General features: G+C 71.2%; 14 protein-coding genes and 1 riboswitch. Of the genes, 10 read left to right on the top strand and 4 right to left on the bottom strand.

All coding sequences use genetic code 11. The features are described from left to right. The first annotated feature begins 55 nt into the window (after positions 1–55). Positions 56–817, top strand: coding sequence for a hypothetical protein (locus AMA02S_RS25350; RefSeq protein ID WP_067462105.1), 762 nt, complete (start codon positions 56–58; stop codon positions 815–817). Here AMA02S_RS25350 and AMA02S_RS25345 read toward each other — a convergent pair. Beyond that, positions 796–1,263, bottom strand: coding sequence for a GNAT family N-acetyltransferase (locus AMA02S_RS25345; RefSeq protein ID WP_067462102.1), 468 nt, complete (start codon positions 1,261–1,263; stop codon positions 796–798). The two genes, AMA02S_RS25350 and AMA02S_RS25345, sit on opposite strands and share 22 nt — an antisense overlap. A gap of 4 nt (positions 1,264–1,267) precedes the next feature. Beyond that, positions 1,268–2,596, bottom strand: a complete 1,329-nt coding sequence (locus AMA02S_RS25340; protein ID WP_067462099.1) for a pyridoxal phosphate-dependent decarboxylase family protein — start codon at positions 2,594–2,596, stop codon at positions 1,268–1,270. 250 nt (positions 2,597–2,846) lie between these two features. Here AMA02S_RS25340 and AMA02S_RS44750 point away from each other — a divergent pair, with 250 nt between their 5' ends. From AMA02S_RS44750 to AMA02S_RS25295, 9 genes are all read left to right on the top strand, one after another. Beyond that, a complete protein-coding gene (locus tag AMA02S_RS44750) occupies positions 2,847–4,784 on the top strand; it encodes a SpoIIE family protein phosphatase (RefSeq protein WP_281181917.1) in 1,938 nt (645 codons plus the stop codon). 481 nt (positions 4,785–5,265) lie between these two features. Further along, positions 5,266–5,420, top strand: a riboswitch (cyclic di-AMP (ydaO/yuaA leader). An 11-nt stretch (positions 5,421–5,431) separates the two neighbouring features. Then, positions 5,432–6,181: a CHAP domain-containing protein gene (locus AMA02S_RS25330; protein WP_084265578.1), complete on the top strand. Its 750-nt coding sequence runs from the start codon at positions 5,432–5,434 to the stop codon at positions 6,179–6,181. A gap of 238 nt (positions 6,182–6,419) precedes the next feature. Then, positions 6,420–9,335, top strand: coding sequence for a bifunctional glycosyltransferase/CDP-glycerol:glycerophosphate glycerophosphotransferase (locus AMA02S_RS25325; RefSeq protein WP_067462093.1), 2,916 nt, complete (start codon positions 6,420–6,422; stop codon positions 9,333–9,335). Beyond that, positions 9,319–10,602, top strand: a complete 1,284-nt coding sequence (locus tag AMA02S_RS25320; RefSeq protein WP_067462090.1) for a glycosyltransferase — start codon at positions 9,319–9,321, stop codon at positions 10,600–10,602. The genes AMA02S_RS25325 and AMA02S_RS25320 overlap by 17 nt, the downstream gene beginning before the upstream one ends. A 23-nt stretch (positions 10,603–10,625) precedes the next feature. Further along, complete coding sequence (locus AMA02S_RS25315; RefSeq protein ID WP_369688407.1) at positions 10,626–11,156, top strand: acyl-CoA dehydrogenase family protein; 531 nt, start codon at positions 10,626–10,628, stop codon at positions 11,154–11,156. Then, positions 11,153–11,929: an SDR family oxidoreductase gene (locus AMA02S_RS25310; protein WP_067462087.1), complete on the top strand. Its 777-nt coding sequence runs from the start codon at positions 11,153–11,155 to the stop codon at positions 11,927–11,929. The genes AMA02S_RS25315 and AMA02S_RS25310 overlap by 4 nt, the downstream gene beginning before the upstream one ends. 7 nt (positions 11,930–11,936) lie before the next feature. Next, positions 11,937–12,554 carry a TetR/AcrR family transcriptional regulator gene (locus tag AMA02S_RS25305; RefSeq protein ID WP_067462084.1) on the top strand — a complete coding sequence of 206 codons (618 nt, stop codon included), beginning with the start codon at positions 11,937–11,939 and terminating at the stop codon, positions 12,552–12,554. Positions 12,555–12,579: 25 nt separating this feature from the next. Further along, entirely contained in the window at positions 12,580–13,734 is a 1,155-nt protein-coding gene (locus AMA02S_RS25300; protein WP_067462082.1) for an acetyl-CoA C-acetyltransferase, read from the top strand. 59 nt (positions 13,735–13,793) lie between these two features. Beyond that, positions 13,794–14,780 (top strand): SDR family NAD(P)-dependent oxidoreductase, encoded by a 987-nt coding sequence (locus AMA02S_RS25295; RefSeq protein WP_067462080.1) that lies wholly within the window; start codon positions 13,794–13,796, stop codon positions 14,778–14,780. Positions 14,781–14,807: 27 nt separating this feature from the next. Here AMA02S_RS25295 and AMA02S_RS25290 read toward each other — a convergent pair whose 3' ends face one another. Together AMA02S_RS25290 and glpK are read right to left on the bottom strand one after the other, a co-directional pair. Continuing rightward, positions 14,808–16,472, bottom strand: a complete 1,665-nt coding sequence (locus tag AMA02S_RS25290) for a glycerol-3-phosphate dehydrogenase/oxidase (RefSeq protein ID WP_067462076.1) — start codon at positions 16,470–16,472, stop codon at positions 14,808–14,810. A gap of 105 nt (positions 16,473–16,577) precedes the next feature. Continuing rightward, positions 16,578–18,095 (bottom strand): glycerol kinase GlpK, encoded by a 1,518-nt coding sequence (gene glpK / locus AMA02S_RS25285; protein WP_067462074.1) that lies wholly within the window; start codon positions 18,093–18,095, stop codon positions 16,578–16,580. Positions 18,096–18,097 lie beyond the last annotated feature (2 nt).

The following is an 18,097-nucleotide window of genomic DNA, read 5'->3' as shown; positions in this document are numbered from 1 at the left end:
AGCTGCTCCGGTGGAGACGGCTTCCAGGGGGCCGACGGCTGGGGGGAGTCCTCGGGTGACCAGCCGGGCGCCGGTGCCTCGGGTGCGGGTGCCCGCGGGGGTGCGGGCCGCCTACGTGGTGTTCGATCGGAAGCGGGGGCGGGTCGTCCTGCAGCGCGGGGCGCGGTGGACGTTTCGGTCTGCTTCGGTGGTGAAGGTTCTGCTGGCGCTGGACTACCTGCGGGAGCACGAGGTGTCGGCCGGGGACCGGGCCCTGTTGGAGTCGATGTTGCGGTCCAGCGACGACAAGGCGGCCACCGAGTTCTGGCGACGGGGCGGCCGGGCGGCCGTCATCGGACGGATGGTCTCGCGGTTGGGGCTGACGGAGACGGCGCCGCCGCCGAGGCACAAGCCCGGGTTCTGGGGGTATACGGCGCTCAGTGCCGAGGACGTCGTGCGGACGTACCGGTACCTGCTTGAGAGGGCGCCCAAGGAGCATCGGGAGTTCGTGGTCGGGCAGTTGCGGAAGTCCACGCCGTGCGGGAAGGACGGGTTCGACCAGACGTTCGGGATTCCGAGGGCGCTGGAGCGGCCGTGGGCCGTGAAGCAAGGGTGGTCGGGGTTCGGGGACGTTCCCGCGGTGCCGTGCAACGGGAACATGCGGCCGGCGTCGGCGCCTGGGCTGGGGATCGGGCGGCCGGTGCTGCACACGACGGGGATCGTGGGGGACCGGATCGTGGTCGTGCTGACGCTGCAGCCGGCGGGCACGTCGTTCCAGGCGGCGTCGGCGCGGCTGACGGCGTTGACGCGGCAGGTCTACCGGGCTTCGGTGCGGTAGGGACGCAGGCCGCGCTTCTGGTAGTTCGGCAGGGCGTGGGGGTGGTCGAGGGTGGAGGTGTGCAGCCAGACCCTGCGGGTGGCGGGTGCCAGTTCCCAGGCCTTGCGGATCGTGAGGGTCAGCGCGTGGCCGCCGATGCCCCGGCCGATCCATTCGGGGAGCAGGCCGAAGGTGGTGATCTCGACCTCGTCGTCCTCGACGGCGTAGCGGGCCAGGCCGGCTGGCTCGGTCGCTGTGATGGCCCAGGAGTGATGGGGACGCGAGAGGTAGTCGTCCCATTGATCATCGGACCATGCGCTGCTGACCCACTGGTAGGGGGTACCGACGCGGAGGGTGAGGTCTCGGGTGAGGGACGGGCCGGCCGGCTCCAGCGTGACGGCCGCAGGGCGGGCGGGAACCAGGTCGTCTGGGCTGGTCATCTCCAGATACGTGATCGTTTCTTGCATGGGTTCACTGTAGGAGTGCCTGGTAGGCGCGTTCCACATCGTCGTCGGACGTGCGCCAGTTGCTGAAGGCGGCGCGGAGGCCCGGGGTGTCCCAGAGGGTCGTCGGGGTGACGAACACCTCGGCCGCGGCGGCCTTGATGATCTCTTCGGGGGTGCGGGTCTCGTGGGCGAAGCAGACCACGTTCAGGCGGACGGGGGCCAGTAGGCGCCAGCCTGGGGTGTTCTGCAGGAGTTCGCCGAGGCGGTGGGCCTGGGCGATGTTGCGTTCGACGATGGCGCGGTGGCCGTCGCGCCCGTAGGCGCGGAGGGTGAACCAGGCGGGGAGGGCGCGGAGGCGGCGGGAGTTCTCGGGCGTCAGGTGGAGGGGGTCGGCGCTGGGGGCGCCGAGGTAGGGCGCGCTGTTCTGGAAGACGCGGAGTTGGAGGTCCGGGCGACGGGTGAACTGGACGGCGGAGTCGTACGGGACGTTCAGCCACTTGTGGAGGTCCACGCAGACGGAGTCGGCGTCATCCAGGGCTGTGACGAGGTCGGCGTGGGCGGGGGAGAGGGCCGCGAACGCACCGAACGCGGCGTCCACGTGGAGCCAGAAGGGGTGGCGTTCACGCAGGGCGGAGATCGCTTCGAGGTCGTCGAAGTCGACGGTGTTCACGGTGCCGGCGTTGGCGACGACGATGGCGGGACGGCCGTCCAGGGCGGTGAGGGCCTCGTCGAGGGCGGCGATGTCGGCCGCCTCGCGGCCGGGGAGGGACGGGAAGGTCCGCAGTTGTTTGCGGCCGATGCCGAGCATGGAGAGCGCCTTGTAGACGCTGGAGTGCGGCTCGGCCGACAGGACGGTGATCTTACCGAGGGCGGCGACGCCCTCGTCCGCCACGGAGATCCCCGCGTGTTCGCCTAGCCACTCGCGGGCGATGGCGAGTCCGGTGGTGTTCGACATGGTCGCGCCGGACACGAACAGGCCGGTGTGGGACGGGAGGCCGAGGATCTCGGCGAGCCAGCCGGCGGTCTCGCGTTCGAGGTCGGGTGCCGAAGAGTCGAGCCGGGAAGTCGGGTTCTGGTCGAGGAGGCCGGTCAGCCAGTCCCCGGCGAGGGACGCGGGGGTGACGCCGCCGGTGACGAAGCCGAGATAGCGGGGCCCGGCGCTCCCGGAGAAGCCCGGTTCCCAACGTTCGGCGAACTCCGCCAGCGCACCGTCGAGGCCGGCGGGGTCGGGCAGCGGGCGTCGGGGGCGCGGTGCGCCGGCCGGGACTGCGGCCGGACGGTCGTCGAGGGTGGCCAGGAGGCCGGCGGCGTGGCGCGAGAGCAGGCCGGGCAGCCGGTCCAGGTCGTCGTGCATGGTTCCACGCTAGGGACGGGCAAGGGGCGGTGTCGCGATCCAATCCGGGGAAGTGGACTGGGCATGTGACGTGGGTCACCCTGTGTGGCTGGGATGTTTCGGGGAAGGGTCACCGGAACCGGTCGTCTCCGGGCCAAACGGAAAACTGGGGTAAAGATAGGGCCTGCTTACGCGAGGGGTGCGAATGGCCCTTCCTCCGCGTATGTAGCTTTCACTCCCGGGGCCATGTCACGCCGAATGGGGGGACTGGGTGGCGGAAGCTGAGGGCACGTCGGCTGCTCCGGCGGCGGGAACGCCCGCGCCGCCGGGAATGCACGCCGCTGTGCCGGACCTGGAGGACCTGCGGGGCGCCGCGCATGACCGTGCGGTGCTGTCCGAGGCCCGGGTCGTGCTGGCGCGGCGGTTGGGCGTCCCGCCGGGGGAGGCTCTCCAGCACCTCATCTGGCTGGCGCGGGACCTGGACATCGAGTTGGCCGAGGCAGCCGGGCTGGTGGTCGGCGTCCGCGATGAGGAGACCGGCGTGGGGCCGATGGGAGCGGTCGTGGCGGGCCGCCGGGCGCCTCGCGCCGAGGCCGCCGGGACGCGGCAGGCCGTGGTGTCGAAGGCGGAGGACGTGCTGCGCCGCGTCCGGGCCGAGGACACCGCCGGGGACGCCGAGATCATCGCGAAGCTGCCCGCGGATCCGGCGGCCAGAGCCGTCCTGGACGGGGCGCTGGACGGCGCGGCGCACCTGGTCCCGGTCCGCGACCAGGACGGGGACGTCGTGGACTTCCTGTACGCCGAGCTCAACGACGTCGCACGCGACCTGTTCGGCCGGGGCGCGGAGGAGTTGACGGGGCTGCGGCTGGTGCAGACCGACCCGGGGACCGTGCTGAGCGGGCTGTTCGACGCCTATGTGGAGGTGATGGAGACGGGGACGCCGCTGGACCGCGGGTCGATGACCCACTCCACCGCCCAGGGCGGGCTGTCGCGGACGTCCCGGATGAGCGTTCGATGCGTGGCGGTGCCCACCGGCGTGTGCGTGACCTGGCGCTACCACCGGGACGAGGACCGGCAGGCGCGCCGACTGGAGCGGGTCGAGCGGCTCGCCCTGCTCGGTTTCGGCGAGTGGGATCTCGCGACCGGTGAGGCGGACTGGACCCCACAGATGCTGGCCAACTACGGCCTGCTGCCCGACGAGGTGCCGCCGATGCCGCACGACCTGCCGAAGGTCGTGGCGGACGACGACCTGCCGCTGGTGGAGGAGGCGGTGCAGACGCTGTTCTCCCGCCGGGAGCCGGTGGAGGCCGAGCACCGCGTCATCGGCCAGGACGGGACGGCGCGGCACCTGTGGGTGTTCGCCGAGCCGGTGCTGGACGCCTCGGGGCTGCCGGTCTCGATCAACATCGTCTCGCAGGACATCACCCGGCGGCGGGGTGTCGAGCGGGCGCTGGCCGAGACGCGCAGGCAGATGCTGGAGCAGCGGGCGCAGACGGCGCAGGAGCGGCGTGTGGCGGTGACGCTGCGCCGTGCCATCCTGCCGGACGAGCACGAACTGGAGGAGCTGCCGGGGCTGCGGGTCGCTCTGCGCAGCCTGGCCGCCGAGAGCACCGCCCGTATCGGTGGAGACTGGTTCGCGACCCGGGCGATGCTGGACGGGCGGGCGCTGTTCGCGATCGGGGACGCCGCCGGACACGGGCTCCCCGCGGCGGCGGCGATGGCTCGCACCCGCAACGGCCTGCTCGGGCTCGCCTCTACCGGGGCGCCGTCGGGCCAGCTGGTGGGCTGGCTGAACGAGCTGGTCGGCCATATCCAGCCGCCCGCGACGGGCACCGCCGTCGTCGCCCACTTCGAGCCCCGGCGCCGGGTCCTGGAGTGGACCTGCGCGGGCCATCCGCCGCCGATCCTGGTGCGGGACGGACGGGCGGCGCCGATGGAGGTCGCCCCTGACCCGATGCTCGGTGCGATGCCGGGCTGGGAGTACGCCACGGTCAGGACCAAGCTGAGGTCGGGAGACCTTGTCTTCCTTTACACCGACGGGCTGGTGGAGCGCAGGGACGCCGACCTGGACGAGCGGATCGAGCGGCTCACGAAGATCTTGCAGGAGTGCTCGTCCGGCCCCGAACTCGTGCTGGACGAGGTGCTGGCGCGGATGGAGCATGACCGTGCGGCCGACGACACGACCCTGTTCGCGATCAGCGTGGAGTGACACAGGTCACATCGCGCACGGGCTGATGACCCTGTGTGATGTGGGTCTCGGGGAATGTCGCCGGTGATCGGCTGGCCGTGGTGCACAGGCCTTCTTTACCCTGCCGTTGCGCCGCCCCGTCAAGGTAAAATCGGGCGACCGAGTGCAAGGTAAAAAACCCGATGTCATAAGGGTTTTTGAGCAGCGGTCCGCGTGCGTAGAAGATCGTCGGGAAAGATCGGGAAGACCTCGCCGGGTGACATCGTTGGTGGTTTCTTGGAAGGCCCTTGAGCAGGCAAGACAGTGCTTTGTGCCTGGTTTGCTTTTCTTGGGATGGTTGGTACCTTCTATCAGAATCATCAACGCCATCCATGCGTTGGGCCGGTCGCGCCAAGCGCGGCCGTCGGTCGCGGAGCGGTATCCGCACGCGACGCGCGCCAGAACGATGCGCGCCCCCCTCAAGATCAGTCACTGAGATAAATCCGAAACAGGCATCGCCTCGTGTGATGCAAGGCCGAGTCCGTGCCGGTCACCAGACCGGACGGAGCCGGGGACCCAGGTTCCAGGGGTGAATCGGGGCGCTCTCAGAGCGCGCCGTAGGGCTGCTTCCATGCCCGAATCCGTCAGCTAACCCGGTAGGCGCCATGGAAGACAAGGAGATTTCCCGCATGACCGGTCGTTTCGATCGACTTTCCCTGGCCAGCTTCAGCCCTGAGGATCGGGCCGTCGGCGTCGCCGTCGGCGCGGTGCTCGCCGGCGCCGTCGGGCTGGCGGTGTTCAACCCCCTCTCCGGTGACCGCGCGACCGCCGAGACCCCGGCACAGGCCGCGGCCGTCTCGCACGTCTCGTCGGGCAAGTCCGCGAAGACCACCAAGCTCTCGGCTGCGGCCGAGGCCCGCCGGGAGGGCTTCAAGGTGGCCCCCCACCGCGTCAAGCCGTCCGAAGTGATCAAGATGGCCGAGTCGCAGGTCGGCGTCCGCGAGGGCAAGGGTGGTGGGACTAAGTACCACAAGTGGTACATCTCCACCCCTCACGCGGCCGAGACCGCCCGGCGCGACGGTGGCGCCGTCGCCGACTACAAGGGCGCCCAGTGGTGCAACATGTTCGTGTCCTGGGTCGGCGCGCAGGTCGGCGTCAAGGACATGGGCTGGGACGCCTACACCGTCCAGCACGCCACCTGGTTCAAGAAGGCCCACCGGTGGGGCACCACTGCCAAGCCCGGCGCGGTCGTGTTCTTCGACTGGAAGGACGGCCGTTCCGGTGGCATCGGCGGCATCCAGCACGTCGGCCTCGTCGTCAAGGACAACGGCGACGGGACCATCAACACCGTCGAGGGCAACACCGGCGACGCCGTCAAGCGGAAGGTTCGCAAGACCTCCCAGGTCGTCGGCTACGGCTACCCCGACTACCGGCGCTGACCAACTCCCACACCAGGGCGCCCGCCCCCACAGCGAGGCGCCCGCCCCCAAGGAAGGCGCCCGGTCCCCCGCCGGGCGCCTTCCGGCTATGTGGCTGTGCCTTCAGGTGATTCCTCAATGTCAGGTAATGCGAATCATGGATGGCCTTTGAGTGGTCTTGGACGTCCGGGCGATGTTCCGGGAAAGAGACCTCCTGACACATCTGCCCCATCACGGGGGAGTGGGGGAGGGGAGGCCCATGCGGGCGCGCCCGGAGGTCAGCGTGGTGGTGATCGCCTACAACGATGAGCGACGCCTGCCCCGCGCGGTCGCCTCGGCACTGGCGCAGTCGCTGGGCGGCGTCGAGACGGTGATCGTCGACGACGGGAGCAGCGACGGGACCGGCCAGGCCGCCGATCTGCTGGCCGCGGCGCATCCGGGACGGGTCCGGGCCGTCCACCTGCCGTCCAATTCGGGTGGCTGCGGTCGTCCTCGCAACACCGGGATCGAGCGATCGCACGGCCGCTACCTGATGTTCCTCGACAGCGACGACCTGCTGGACCGGCATGCCTGCCTCAACCTCGTCTCCGCCGCCGAGGAGACGGGCGCCGACCTGGTCTCGGGCCGGTGCGACAGGATCTTCCTGAACGTGCCCGAAGGGCGCAAAGACCGCGTCCGCCCCTGGTTCCCGTGGCTCTACCGGCACAGCGCCGTGCACGAGTCGCTGAGCGAGAGGCCCAACCTCCTCTACGACACTTTGTCGACGAACAAGGCCTATCGCAGGGAATTCCTGGAGGACCACGGGCTGCGGTTCGTCGAGCGGCTCCATTACGAGGATCTGCTGTTCACCGCGGAGGCCTACCTCGCGGCCGAACGGATCGCGTTGATCCCCCACCGTGTCTACAACTGGCTGGTGAGGGAGTCGGCCCGCGCGCCGTCGATCTCCAGCCAGCGCGGCGACGCGGCCAACTTCGCCGACCGGCTGGAGATCCACCGCCGTATCGATCTGCTGTTCACGCTGCGCGGTGCCCACGACCTGAGGCGGGCCAAGGACGTCAAGTTCGTCAACCACGACCTGGGGCTCTGCCTTCGCGAACTGGCCGGTCGCGCCCCCGCCCATCGCACGCGGTTCCTCAACCTGGCGGCCGCCTATCTGGCCGAGCTCGACCCGAGGACGCTGGAGACGGCCCACCCGCTGCCCGCCATCGCGGCGTTCCTGATCATGGAGGGTGACCACGCCGGGGCACTGGCGGCGGCCGAGTACGGCCGGACCGGACGGCCGGAGCTGCGCGCCCACCTGGAGGAGCGGGGCGGACGGATCTTCTGGGGCGGTCGCCCGTCCGGGAACGGCGCCGCTTCACCGCCCGGGACGGCGGTCCGGACGTCCAGGGCGGCGGGCCGCCGCATTCTCGACGTGACCGACTTCGGCTTCCACGTGCGGCCGCTCAGGGAACTGCGCCCCGCCAACACGGTGACGCGGCTGGAGATGCGCGGCGACCAGGCCCACATGTCCGGGTATGTGCTGAACCCCCTGGAGCGGGTGCGCCCGGACGCCGAGCTGGGAGCCGTTGTGGAGTTCTCCGATCGGCGGCGACCGTCCAGGAGGTTGCGGACCGGGGCGCGGATCGAGCACCGGGGCCGCCGGCTGGTCTGGTCGGCCGACTTCGATCCGCGCCGTGTCCGCCCGGTCGGCTTCATCGATCCCGTCTGGGACGTGCGGCTCCGCGTGCGGGTGGACGGCGAGGAGATGATCACTCGGCTGGGTGAGGGGGCGGGATCGCCCTTGCTCGACGGTGTCGCGCTCCCGGTCCGGCCCCGGCTGACGCGGCTCGCCGCCGACCGGCTTCGCTCGTATGTCACCGAGGGCGGGCACCTGGCCTTCATTCTCGACTCGGACGGCGCGTCGGCCCGGCCACTGCGGGCGGCCGTGCACCGCGCCGCCACCGCACTCGCCGGGCGGCGGGCCTGGCGCGGCGTCCGGAAGCTGGAACGGGCGGCGCGCAAGAGGCTGACCTCTCGCGAAACCAAGATCGCCGTGTTCAATCGAGTCCTGAGCCGGCTGCCCGTCCGCAGCGGGCTCGTGGTCTTCGAGAGCCATCTCGGCGCCCGGTACGCCGGCAACCCCAAGTACGTCTACCGGGAGCTGCGACGGTCCGGCAGGCGTGTCCGGGCCGTGTGGTCCTATGCGGCGTCCGCGAAGGGGTTCCCGGCCGAGGCCTCGCTGGTCAGGCGGGGCTCATGGGCCTACTATCTGGCGCTGGCCCGGGCGCGGTTCTGGATCGACGACCAGGGTTATCCGGATGGCCTGCGTAAACGGTCCGAGACCACCTATATCCAGACCTGGCATGGCTCGGCCTATAAGCCCATGGGGATGGATCAGCCCGGTCTGAAGGGCGCGCCGAGGTCCGAGCAGGCCCGGCTGCGGCGCATGGTCGGCCGGTTCGACTGCTTCCTGGTGCGGTCCGAGCACGACGTCGCCACCCTGGCGAGGGGCCTCGGTGTCCGCGCCGAACTGCTGCCTGCCGGATACCCGCGCAACGACCCCCTGGTCACCGGGATGGGCGGTGATCCTGAGCTGGCCGCCGAGGTCGCCGCGCTCCGCCGCTCGCTCGGGCTTGGAGATGGCCGCCGCGTCGTGCTGTACGCGCCGACGTTCCGCACCGGCCCCGGTGGCCGTCCGGTCCGCGGGCTGGAGCCGCCGATCGACCCCGCGGTGTTCGCCCGCGAGCTCGGCGGGGAATTCGTGCTGCTCGTCCGGCCCCACTACCTGTGCAAGGCCACGCTGCCGCCGTCCGCCCGCGCCGTGATGCGCGACGTCGGCGCCGTCCCCGACGTGACCCCGCTGCTACTGCTCTCGGACGCGCTGGTGACCGACCACTCGTCCATCATGTTCGACTTCGCCCTGCTCGACCGGCCGATCATCCTGCACCTGCCGGACGAGGCCGGCCTCGACACCGGCTACTTCGACCTCCGCCGGCACGCCCCCGGCCCGATCACCCGCACCGAGGACGAGCTCGTCGCCGCGCTCGCCCGCCTGGACGCCTCAGGCGACGCCCACGCCGTCCGGCGCCGGGCGTTCGCGCTGCGGTTCGGCGAGCACGACCGCGGGACCGCAGCCCGCACGGTGGTGGAACGGTACTTCGCCGAAGGGAGCGGACGTGGCGGCACCTCGTGACGTCTTCATCATCTGCAACAACGTCGACGAGCTGGGCGGCGTGCAGCGCTGGGCGCACCACATGGCCCGGCTGCTGGCCGGCAGGGGCGACCGCGTCACGCTGGTCGGTATCACCCGGGGGGAGACACCCCACCACCATCACCGGGACGGCTCCTACGCGGTGGAGGTCCTGCACAGGCGGTGGCACTCGCCCGTCCTGCCGTGGCGCCCCATCGGGTTGTGGCGCCGCCTCAACCTCGTGGTGCGCGGCCGTGATCTGTACCGGAGCGCGGCCCAACGGCGCGGCGCGGCCCGCCTGACCGAGCTGTTCGCCGCCGCCCGGCCCGGCGCAGTGGTGATCGTGGCGCAGGTTTGGGCGATGGAGTGGGTCCGGCTGGCGGGCGTCCCGGGGTTGCGTGTCGTCGGGATGAGCCACGAGTCGTACGCGGCGTCCCGGCGGTCGTCCCGGTACCGGCGCGTCAGGGAGTACTTCGCCGGGGCCGACCGGCTGCTCGTGCTCACCGCCGAGGACGCCGATGCCTGGGCGTGCGACGGCATGACCAACGTGGACCACATCCCGAACGCCCTGCACGTCGAGCCCGCCGTCCATCCGACGCTGGATCTGCCGGTCGTCGCCTGCGTGGGCCGCCTGTCGCATGAGAAGGGCGTCGACCTGCTGCTGGAGGCGTGGGAGCGGCTGGTCGCCGATCATCCGGGCTGGCGGCTGCACGTGTACGGAGACGGGCCGGAGGGGGACGGGCTGCGGGAGCGGGCCGAGGCCGCCGGGCTGGCGGGGTCGGTCGAGTTCCGGGGGACCGTCATCGAGGTCGAGGAGGCGCTGGTCGAGGCGTCGATCTTCGCGCTGCCGTCCCGGGACGAGGGCCTGCCCATGTCGATGATGGAGGCGATGGCCTACGGGCTGCCCTCGGTCGCGTTCGACTGCGCGCCCGGGGTCCGCGCCCTGATCGGGGACGGGGAGAGCGGGCTGCTGGTCCGGCGGGGCGACACCATCGCGTTCGCCGCCGCGCTCGGCCGGCTGATGGACGACCCGGACCTGCGGCGGGCGCTCGGCGGCGAGGCCCGGGCGTCCGTCCAGCGGTTCCGTCCGGACGTGGTGCTCGCCCGATGGGACCGGCTCTTCGACCTCCTGCACAGCGACCCGCCGCGCGTCCCCGAGGAGGTCCGCGAGACGCCCGCCCGTGTGCGGCGTCCCGGCGCCCAGCACGCGGCCCCGCAGCGGATTCCGGCGCTGGACGCGGAACCGGCGCTGGAGAGTGATTGTTTCTAACAACTGTTTGGTAGAGTTCGCGCGTGAACGAGAGCGAGTCCGCCGCGGACCGGGCGTTTCGCGCCGAGATCCGCGCGTGGCTGGAGGCCAACCTGTCCGGGCCGTTCGCGCACGCCCGCGGGCTCGGCGGGCCCGGCCGCGAGCAGGTCGGCCTCCGCCGCGAGCTGGACGGGGTGATCGGCCTGGCCCGCCGCACCGGCGCCCTCGGTGACCCGCTGCTGCGCGACCGGCTCACCCGCTCCCACCTGGGCTTGGAGATCATGCGGTTGAACGCGATGCGGACGATGGCCGGCGTCGCGGCCGGCGCGCCCGGTCCCGAGTCGTCGATCTCCAAGCTCGTCTGGGGCACCTGGCATCGCGAACTGGGGGAGCTGGCCATGGACGTCCTCGGCGCCGCCGGGATGGTCGCCGACGGCGAGCCCTACGACCTGAACGACTGGCAGCGGCTGTTCCTGTTCTCCCGCTCCGACACCATCTACGCCGGGTCGAACGAGATCCAGCGGAACATCATCGCCGGGCGCGTGCTCGGGTTGCCCCGGGAGGCGCGCCCGTGATCCCGTCCTACGTTCCCGGCCACGGGCTGCTGGAGGACCACGTCGTCGTCGTCACGGCGGCGGCCGGCGCAGGCATCGGCGGTGCCGTCGCGCGCCGCTGTCTGGAGGAGGGCGGCCGCGTCGCCATCTCCGATGCGCACGAGCGGAGGCTCGCCGCGTCCGCGCGGGAACTGGACGAGGAGTTCGGTGACGGCCGCGTCGTGTCGCTGCCCTGCGACGTCACCGACGAGGAGCAGGTGCAGGCGCTGTACGACCTCGCCCTCCAGCGGTTCGGGCGGATCGACGTCGCGGTCAACAACGCCGGGCTCGGCGGCACCGCCGACCTCGCAGACATGACCGACGACCAGTGGACCCGCGTGCTAGACGTCACGCTCAACGGCACCATGCGCTGCACCCGCGCCGCCATGCGGATCATGCGCGAGCGGGGCTCCGGCGTGATCGTCAACAACGCCTCGGTGATCGGCTGGCGGGCGCAGAAGGGGCAGTCCCACTATGCCGCCGCCAAGGCCGGGGTCATGGCGCTCACCCGCTGCGCCGCGCTGGAGGCCGCGGACTTCGGCGTCCGCGTCAACGCGGTGTCGCCGTCACTCGCGATGCACCCGCACCTGGTGAAGGTGACCTCGGCGGACCTGCTGGGGGAGCTGACGCGCCGCGAGGCGTTCGGCCGGCACGCCGAACCCTGGGAGGTGGCCAACGTTATCGTCTTTCTGGCCAGCGACTACTCCTCGTACATGACGGGCGAGGTCGTCTCCGTATCCTCCCAGCACCCTTAGGAACCCGATGAGTCCACGACGGCGCGACGCCGAAGGCACCGCCGCCGCCCGCGCGCTGCGGCGGGCCGAGCTACTCGCCACCGCCGCCGAGGTGTTCGCCTCCCAGGGCTACGCCGCCACCACCGTCCGGAAGGTGGCCGACGCCGCCGGCATCCTCGGCGGCAGCCTCTACTACCACTTCGACTCCAAGGAATCGATGGCCGACGAGATCCTCTCGACGTTCCTGGACGAGATGTGGGCCTCCTACGACCGCGTCCTGGAGTCGGAGCTCGGCGCCCGCGACACCCTGGAGGCGATCATCGTCGAGTCGTTCCGGTCGATCGATCGGCACCGTCCCGCCGTCGTGCTCTACCAGAACGAGTCCAAGCACCTGGCGAACGCCGAGCGCTTCCGCTACCTCCTCGACTCGCGGCGGCGGTTCGAGGAGATGTGGATGGCGTTGCTGGAGCGCGGCGTCGCCGAGGGCGCCTTCCGCGCCGACCTCGACCGGACGCTGGTCTACCGGTTCATCCGCGACACCGTGTGGGTGGCGGCGAACTGGTACCAGCCCGGCGGGCGGCTCTCGGCCGAGGACATCGCCAAGCAGTACCTCGCCCTGGTCCTGGAGGGGATCCAGGCGAGCTGAACCCCCGGCAGGTGAGGAGACACCCATGGCCGATGCCTACATCGTCGAAGCAGTCCGCGCACCGGTCGGCCGGCGCGGCGGCGGACTCGCCGCCGTGCACCCCGCCGACCTCGGCGCGCACGTGCTGTCGGCGCTGATGGACCGCGCGCGGGTCGATCCCGCGGCGGTCGAGGACGTGGTGTTCGGCTGCGTGGACACCCTCGGGCCGCAGGCCGGGGACATCGCCCGCACCTGCTGGCTCGCGGCGGGGCTGCCCGAGGAGGTTCCCGGCGTCACGGTCGACCGGCAGTGCGGCTCCTCGCAGCAGGCCGTCCACTTCGCGGCGCAGGCCGTCCTGTCTGGGACGTCCGATCTGGTGGTCGCCGGCGGCGTCCAGAACATGTCGCAGATCCCGATCGGGTCGGCGATGACCGCGGCCGCGCCCTCCGGCTTCACGGAGGGCCCCTTCGCCGGCTCCAAGGGCTGGGCGCGCCGCTACGGCGACGGCGAGGTGTCGCAGTTCGCCGGCGCCGAGATGATCGCCCGGGACTGGGACATCTCCCGCGAGGAGATGGAGGCGTTCGCCTACGAGTCGCACCGGCGGGCCATCGCCGCGATCGACGGTGGGCGGTTCGAACGCGAGATCGTCCCGTTCGAGGGCGTCGCCGCCGACGAGGGCCCCCGCCGCGACACGACGCCCGAGAGGATGGCCCGGCTGAAGGCCCTGGTGGACGGCGGACGGCTCACCGCGGCCCTGTCGTCCCAGATCTCCGACGGCTCCGCCGCGCTGCTCATCGCGTCCGAGCAGGGCGTCAAGGACCACGGCCTCACCCCCCGCGCCCGCATCCACCACATCTCCGCGCGCGGTGAGGACCCGATCCGGATGCTGTCCGCGCCGATCCCCGCCACCGCGTACGCGCTGACGAAGACGGGGATGACGATCGGCGACATCGACACCGTCGAGATCAACGAGGCGTTCGCGTCCGTGGTGCTCGCCTGGCTGAAGGAGACCGGGGCCGACCCGTCCGCCGTCAACCCCAACGGCGGCGCCATCGCTCTCGGCCACCCTCTCGGCGCCACCGGCGCCCGCCTGATGACCACCCTCCTGCACGAACTGGAGCGCACCGGCGGACGCTACGGCCTGCAGACCATGTGCGAAGGCGGCGGGCAGGCCAACGTCACCATCCTCGAACGCCTCTGACCGCCGAGAGCGCGCCGTCGCTTGACCTGGAGTGAAATCCAGCACCTAGCGTTCGGCTCATGACGACCTCTCAACACAAGATCGGATCGGAGTTCGGCGCGGGCAGCACCGCGGAGGAGGTCCTGAAGGGGATCGACCTGACGGTGAGGCTCGCCCTCGTCACCGGCGGGTACTCGGGCATCGGACTGGAGACCACCCGCGCGCTGGCCGCCGCGGGCGCCCGCGTCGTCGTGCCCGCGCGGAGGCGGCAGGCCGCCGAGGACGCCGTCGGCGGGATCGCCGGCGTCGAAGTCGGCGAGGTGGACCTGGCCGACCTGGACAGCGTCCGGACGTTCGCCGCACGGTTCCTCGCCGGCGGGCGCGGCATCGACCTGCTCATCGGCAACGCCGGGGTCATGGCCTGCCCCGAAAACCGGGTGGGACCGGGCTGGGAGTCCCAGTTCGCGACCAACCACCTCGGTCACTACGCGCTGGTCAACCGGCTGTGGCCGGCGGTCAGGCCGGGCGCCCGGGTGGTCGCGGTCTCCTCCGCCGCCCATCACTTCTCCCGCATGCGCTGGGACGACGTCCACTTCGAACGCGGTTATGACAGGTGGGAGGCCTACGGCCAGGCCAAGACCGCGAACATCCTGTTCGCGGTCCACCTGGACGCACTCGCCCGTGACACGGTGAGGGCCTTCTCCCTGCATCCGGGCAGCATCCTCACGCCGCTCGTGCGTCACGTCCCCAGGGAAGAACAGATCGAGCGCGGCTGGATCGACGAGCAGGGCAACCAGATCGGCGCCGGCTTCAAGACCCCCGAGCAGGGCGCGGCCACCGGTGTATGGGCGGCCACGTCACCGCGATTGTCGGGCATGGGAGGGCTCTACTGCGAGGACTGCGACGTCGCCGAGCGCACGCCGGAGGACGCCCCGGAGACCGTCGGCCGCCCCGAGGGGGCGGAGCGGCCGCTGAGCGGCGTCCGCTCCTACGCGGTCGACCCCGGCGAGGCGGCGCGGCTCTGGGACCTGTCCGCAGAGCTGACAGGCGTCGACGCCTTCGCATGACCCACGCGGGGGTGGCGGGCCCGGTGGTCAGGCGGCCGTGAGCGGGGGATCGGCCACGGCCGGGCCGCCGCGCCGCTCCGACCTGACACGCAGGACGTACCGCTTGATCTCGTCCGCCACGTCCTCGCCGCTCCAGCCCAGCCGGGGCGCGAGCAGGTCGGCGACGCGGGCGGCCGCCGCCACGCCCCCGTCCCACGCCTCGATCGACACACGCAGCCGGCGGGCCAGGACATCCTCCAGATGTAGCGCGCCCTCGTGCGTCACCGCGTAGACGGCCTCCGCGCACAGGTAGTCCTCCGCCCCCGGCACGGGCGCACCGAGCGCAGGTTCCCTGGCGACCAGGTCCAGGACCTCGCGGGCGCACGACCCGTACCGGCGCAGCAGATGCTCGATCCGGGCAACGTGCAGGCCCGACCCGGAGGCGAGCCGGCGGCGCTCGTTCCACAGCACCTCGAAACCGGCCGCGCCGAGGATCGGCAGCCGCGCCGTGACCGAGGCGGGGACGGAGTCGTCCAGGCCCTCGGCGACGGCGTCGACCGCGTCCCGCGCCATCACGCGGTAGGTCGTGAACTTCCCGCCGGTCACCATGACGAGGCCCGGTACCGGTTCGGCCACCGCGTGCTCGCGCGACAGCCGGGCCGTGTCGTCGATCTCACCCGACAGCAGCGGCCGCAGCCCCGCGTAGACACCCTCGATGTCCGCGCGGGTCAGCGGGGTGCGCAGCACGGTGTTCGCCTGTTCCAGCAGGTAGCCGATGTCGGTGTGGTCGGCGACAGGTTCGTCCGGCCCCTCGTCCCAGGGAGTGTCGGTCGTGCCCACCAGCCAATGGCGTCCCCAAGGGATGATGAACAGCACGCTCCGCTCGGTGCGGGTGATCAGACCCGTGCCCATCGGGATCCGGTCACGTGGTACGACGATGTGCACGCCTTTGGACGCCTGGACGCCGAACGCGGCGCGTGCACCGGTCATCGCCTGCGCGCCGTCCGTCCACACCCCGGTCGCGCACACGACACGGCGGGCCCGTACCGCGATCTCCCGGCCGCCCTCCAGGTCGAGGACGCGTGCTCCGGTCACCCGCTCGCCCTCGCGCAAGAACCCGGTGACCTCGGCGCGCGTCGCCACCCGCGCGCCGTACTGCGCGGCCGTCCGGGCGACCATCATCGTGTAGCGGGCATCGTCCACCTGGGCGTCGTAGTACTGGATCGCGCCGACCAGCGCGTTCGAACGCAGCGCCGGAGCCTCCCGGAGGGCACCCCGCCGGGTGAGCTGGCGGTGCCGGGGGAGTGACCGGGCGCCCCCCATCGAGTCGTACAGGGTGACGCCCGCGCTGACGTAGGCACGCTCCCACACGCGACCGCGAAGCGGATACAGGAACTGCACGGGCCGCACCAGATGCGGCGCGAGCCGGTGCAGCAGCAGGCCCCGTTCCCGCAGCGCCTCCCTGACCAGGCCGAAGTCACGCCGTTCCAAGTAGCGCAGCCCGCCGTGGATCAGCTTGCTGGAACGACCGGACGTCCCGGCCGCCCAGTCGCGCGCCTCCACCAGGGCCACGGACAGGCCCCGGGAGATCGCATCCAAAGCGACACCGGCACCGACGACACCGCCGCCGACCACCAGGACGTCGAACTCGGTCTCGGCGAGGTCGCGCAGGGCGTCCGCGCGGTACTGCGGTCCGAGGGCTACGGATGTCACTGCATGCTCCCGATGGGTGGACCTGCAAGTCTCCTGCCGTGGAGTTGCGGCGAGTTGTTGTCAGGAGGACCTCCAGAACAACATCTCGCCGCAACTCGATGAGGGTCAGCCGACGTCGATCCAGTCGAGGGTGCGTTGTACGGCTTTCTTCCAGGTGGTGTAGCCGTGCTGGCGTTGGTCGGGGGTCCAGGTGGGGTGCCAGCGTTGGGCTTCGTTCCAGTTGTGGCGTAGTTCGTCGGTGCTGGCCCAAAACCCGGTGGCCAGTCCGGCGGCGTAGGCGGCGCCCAGGGCGGTGGTTTCGGCGACGACGGGGCGGGAGACCGGGACGCCGAGGATGTCGGCTTGTAGTTGCATGCACAGTTGGTTGGCGGTGACGCCGCCGTCGACTTTGAGGACGTCCAGGGTGACGCCGGAGTCGTGGTGCATGGCTTCGACGACGTCGCGGGATTGGTAGCAGATGGATTCCAGGGTGGCGCGGGCCAGGTGGGCGTTGGTGTTGTAGCGCGAGAGTCCGACGATGGCGCCGCGGGCGTCTGAGCGCCAGTAGGGGGCGAACAGGCCGGAGAAGGCGGGGACGAAGTAGACGCCGCCGTTGTCGTTGACTTGGCGGGCCAGTGATTCGCTTTGGGCGGCGCCGGAGATGATGCCGAGTTGGTCGCGGAGCCATTGCACGGCTGATCCGGTGACGGCGATGGATCCTTCCAGTGCGTAGACGGGCCTGTCGTGGCCGAACTGGTAGCAGACGGTGGTGAGTAGGCCGCTGGTGGAGCGTACCGGCTGGTGGCCGGTGTTGAGTAGCAGGAAGTTGCCGGTGCCGTAGGTGTTTTTGGCCTCGCCGGGCGCAAAGCACACCTGTCCGACCATGGCGGCTTGTTGGTCGCCTAGTGCGGCGGTCAGCGGGACCTGGCCGCCTACGGGTCCCTCTGGGCGGGTCAGGCCGTAGGGGTCGGGGGCGCAGGAGGGTTTGATCTGCGGCAGCATCGCGCGGGGGATGTTGAACAGGGCCAGCAGTTCATCGTCCCAGTCCAGGGTGTGCAGGTTCATCAGCATGGTGCGGCTGGCGTTGGTGGGGTCGGTGACGTGGATGCCGCCGTCGGTGCCGCCGGTGAGGTTCCACAGTGTCCAGGTGTCGGTGGTGCCGAAGATCGCCTCGCCGGTGTCGGCGGCGTGGCGGACGCCTTCGATGTTGTCCAGGATCCATTGGATTTTGGCGCCGGAGAAGTAGGTGGCGGGGGGGAGTCCGGCCTTGTGCCGGATGATGTCGCCTTTGCCTTGGCGTTCCAGGGCGGAGGCGATGCGGTCGGTGCGGGTGTCTTGCCAGACGATGGCGTTGTGGTAGGGGCGGCCGGTGCGCCGGTTCCATACCACGGTGGTCTCGCGTTGGTTGGTGATGCCGAGCGCGGCCAGGTCGGTGGAGGTGAGGTTGGCGTTGTTGAGGGTGGTTTGGATGACCGCGCGGGTCCGTTCCCAGATCTCGGTGGGGTTGTGCTCCACCCAGCCGGCCTGCGGAAGGATCTGTTGGTGCTCCAGTTGGTGACGGGCGACCACGTTCCCCCCGTGATCGAAGATCATGAAACGGGTGCTGGTCGTGCCCTGATCAAGCGCTCCGACGAAATCAGCCATGT

It is taken from the genome of Actinomadura macra NBRC 14102, assembly GCF_001552215.1.
Lineage (GTDB): Bacteria > Actinomycetota > Actinomycetes > Streptosporangiales > Streptosporangiaceae > Spirillospora > Spirillospora macra.
This window is presented reverse-complemented; position numbering and strand designations above follow the sequence as displayed.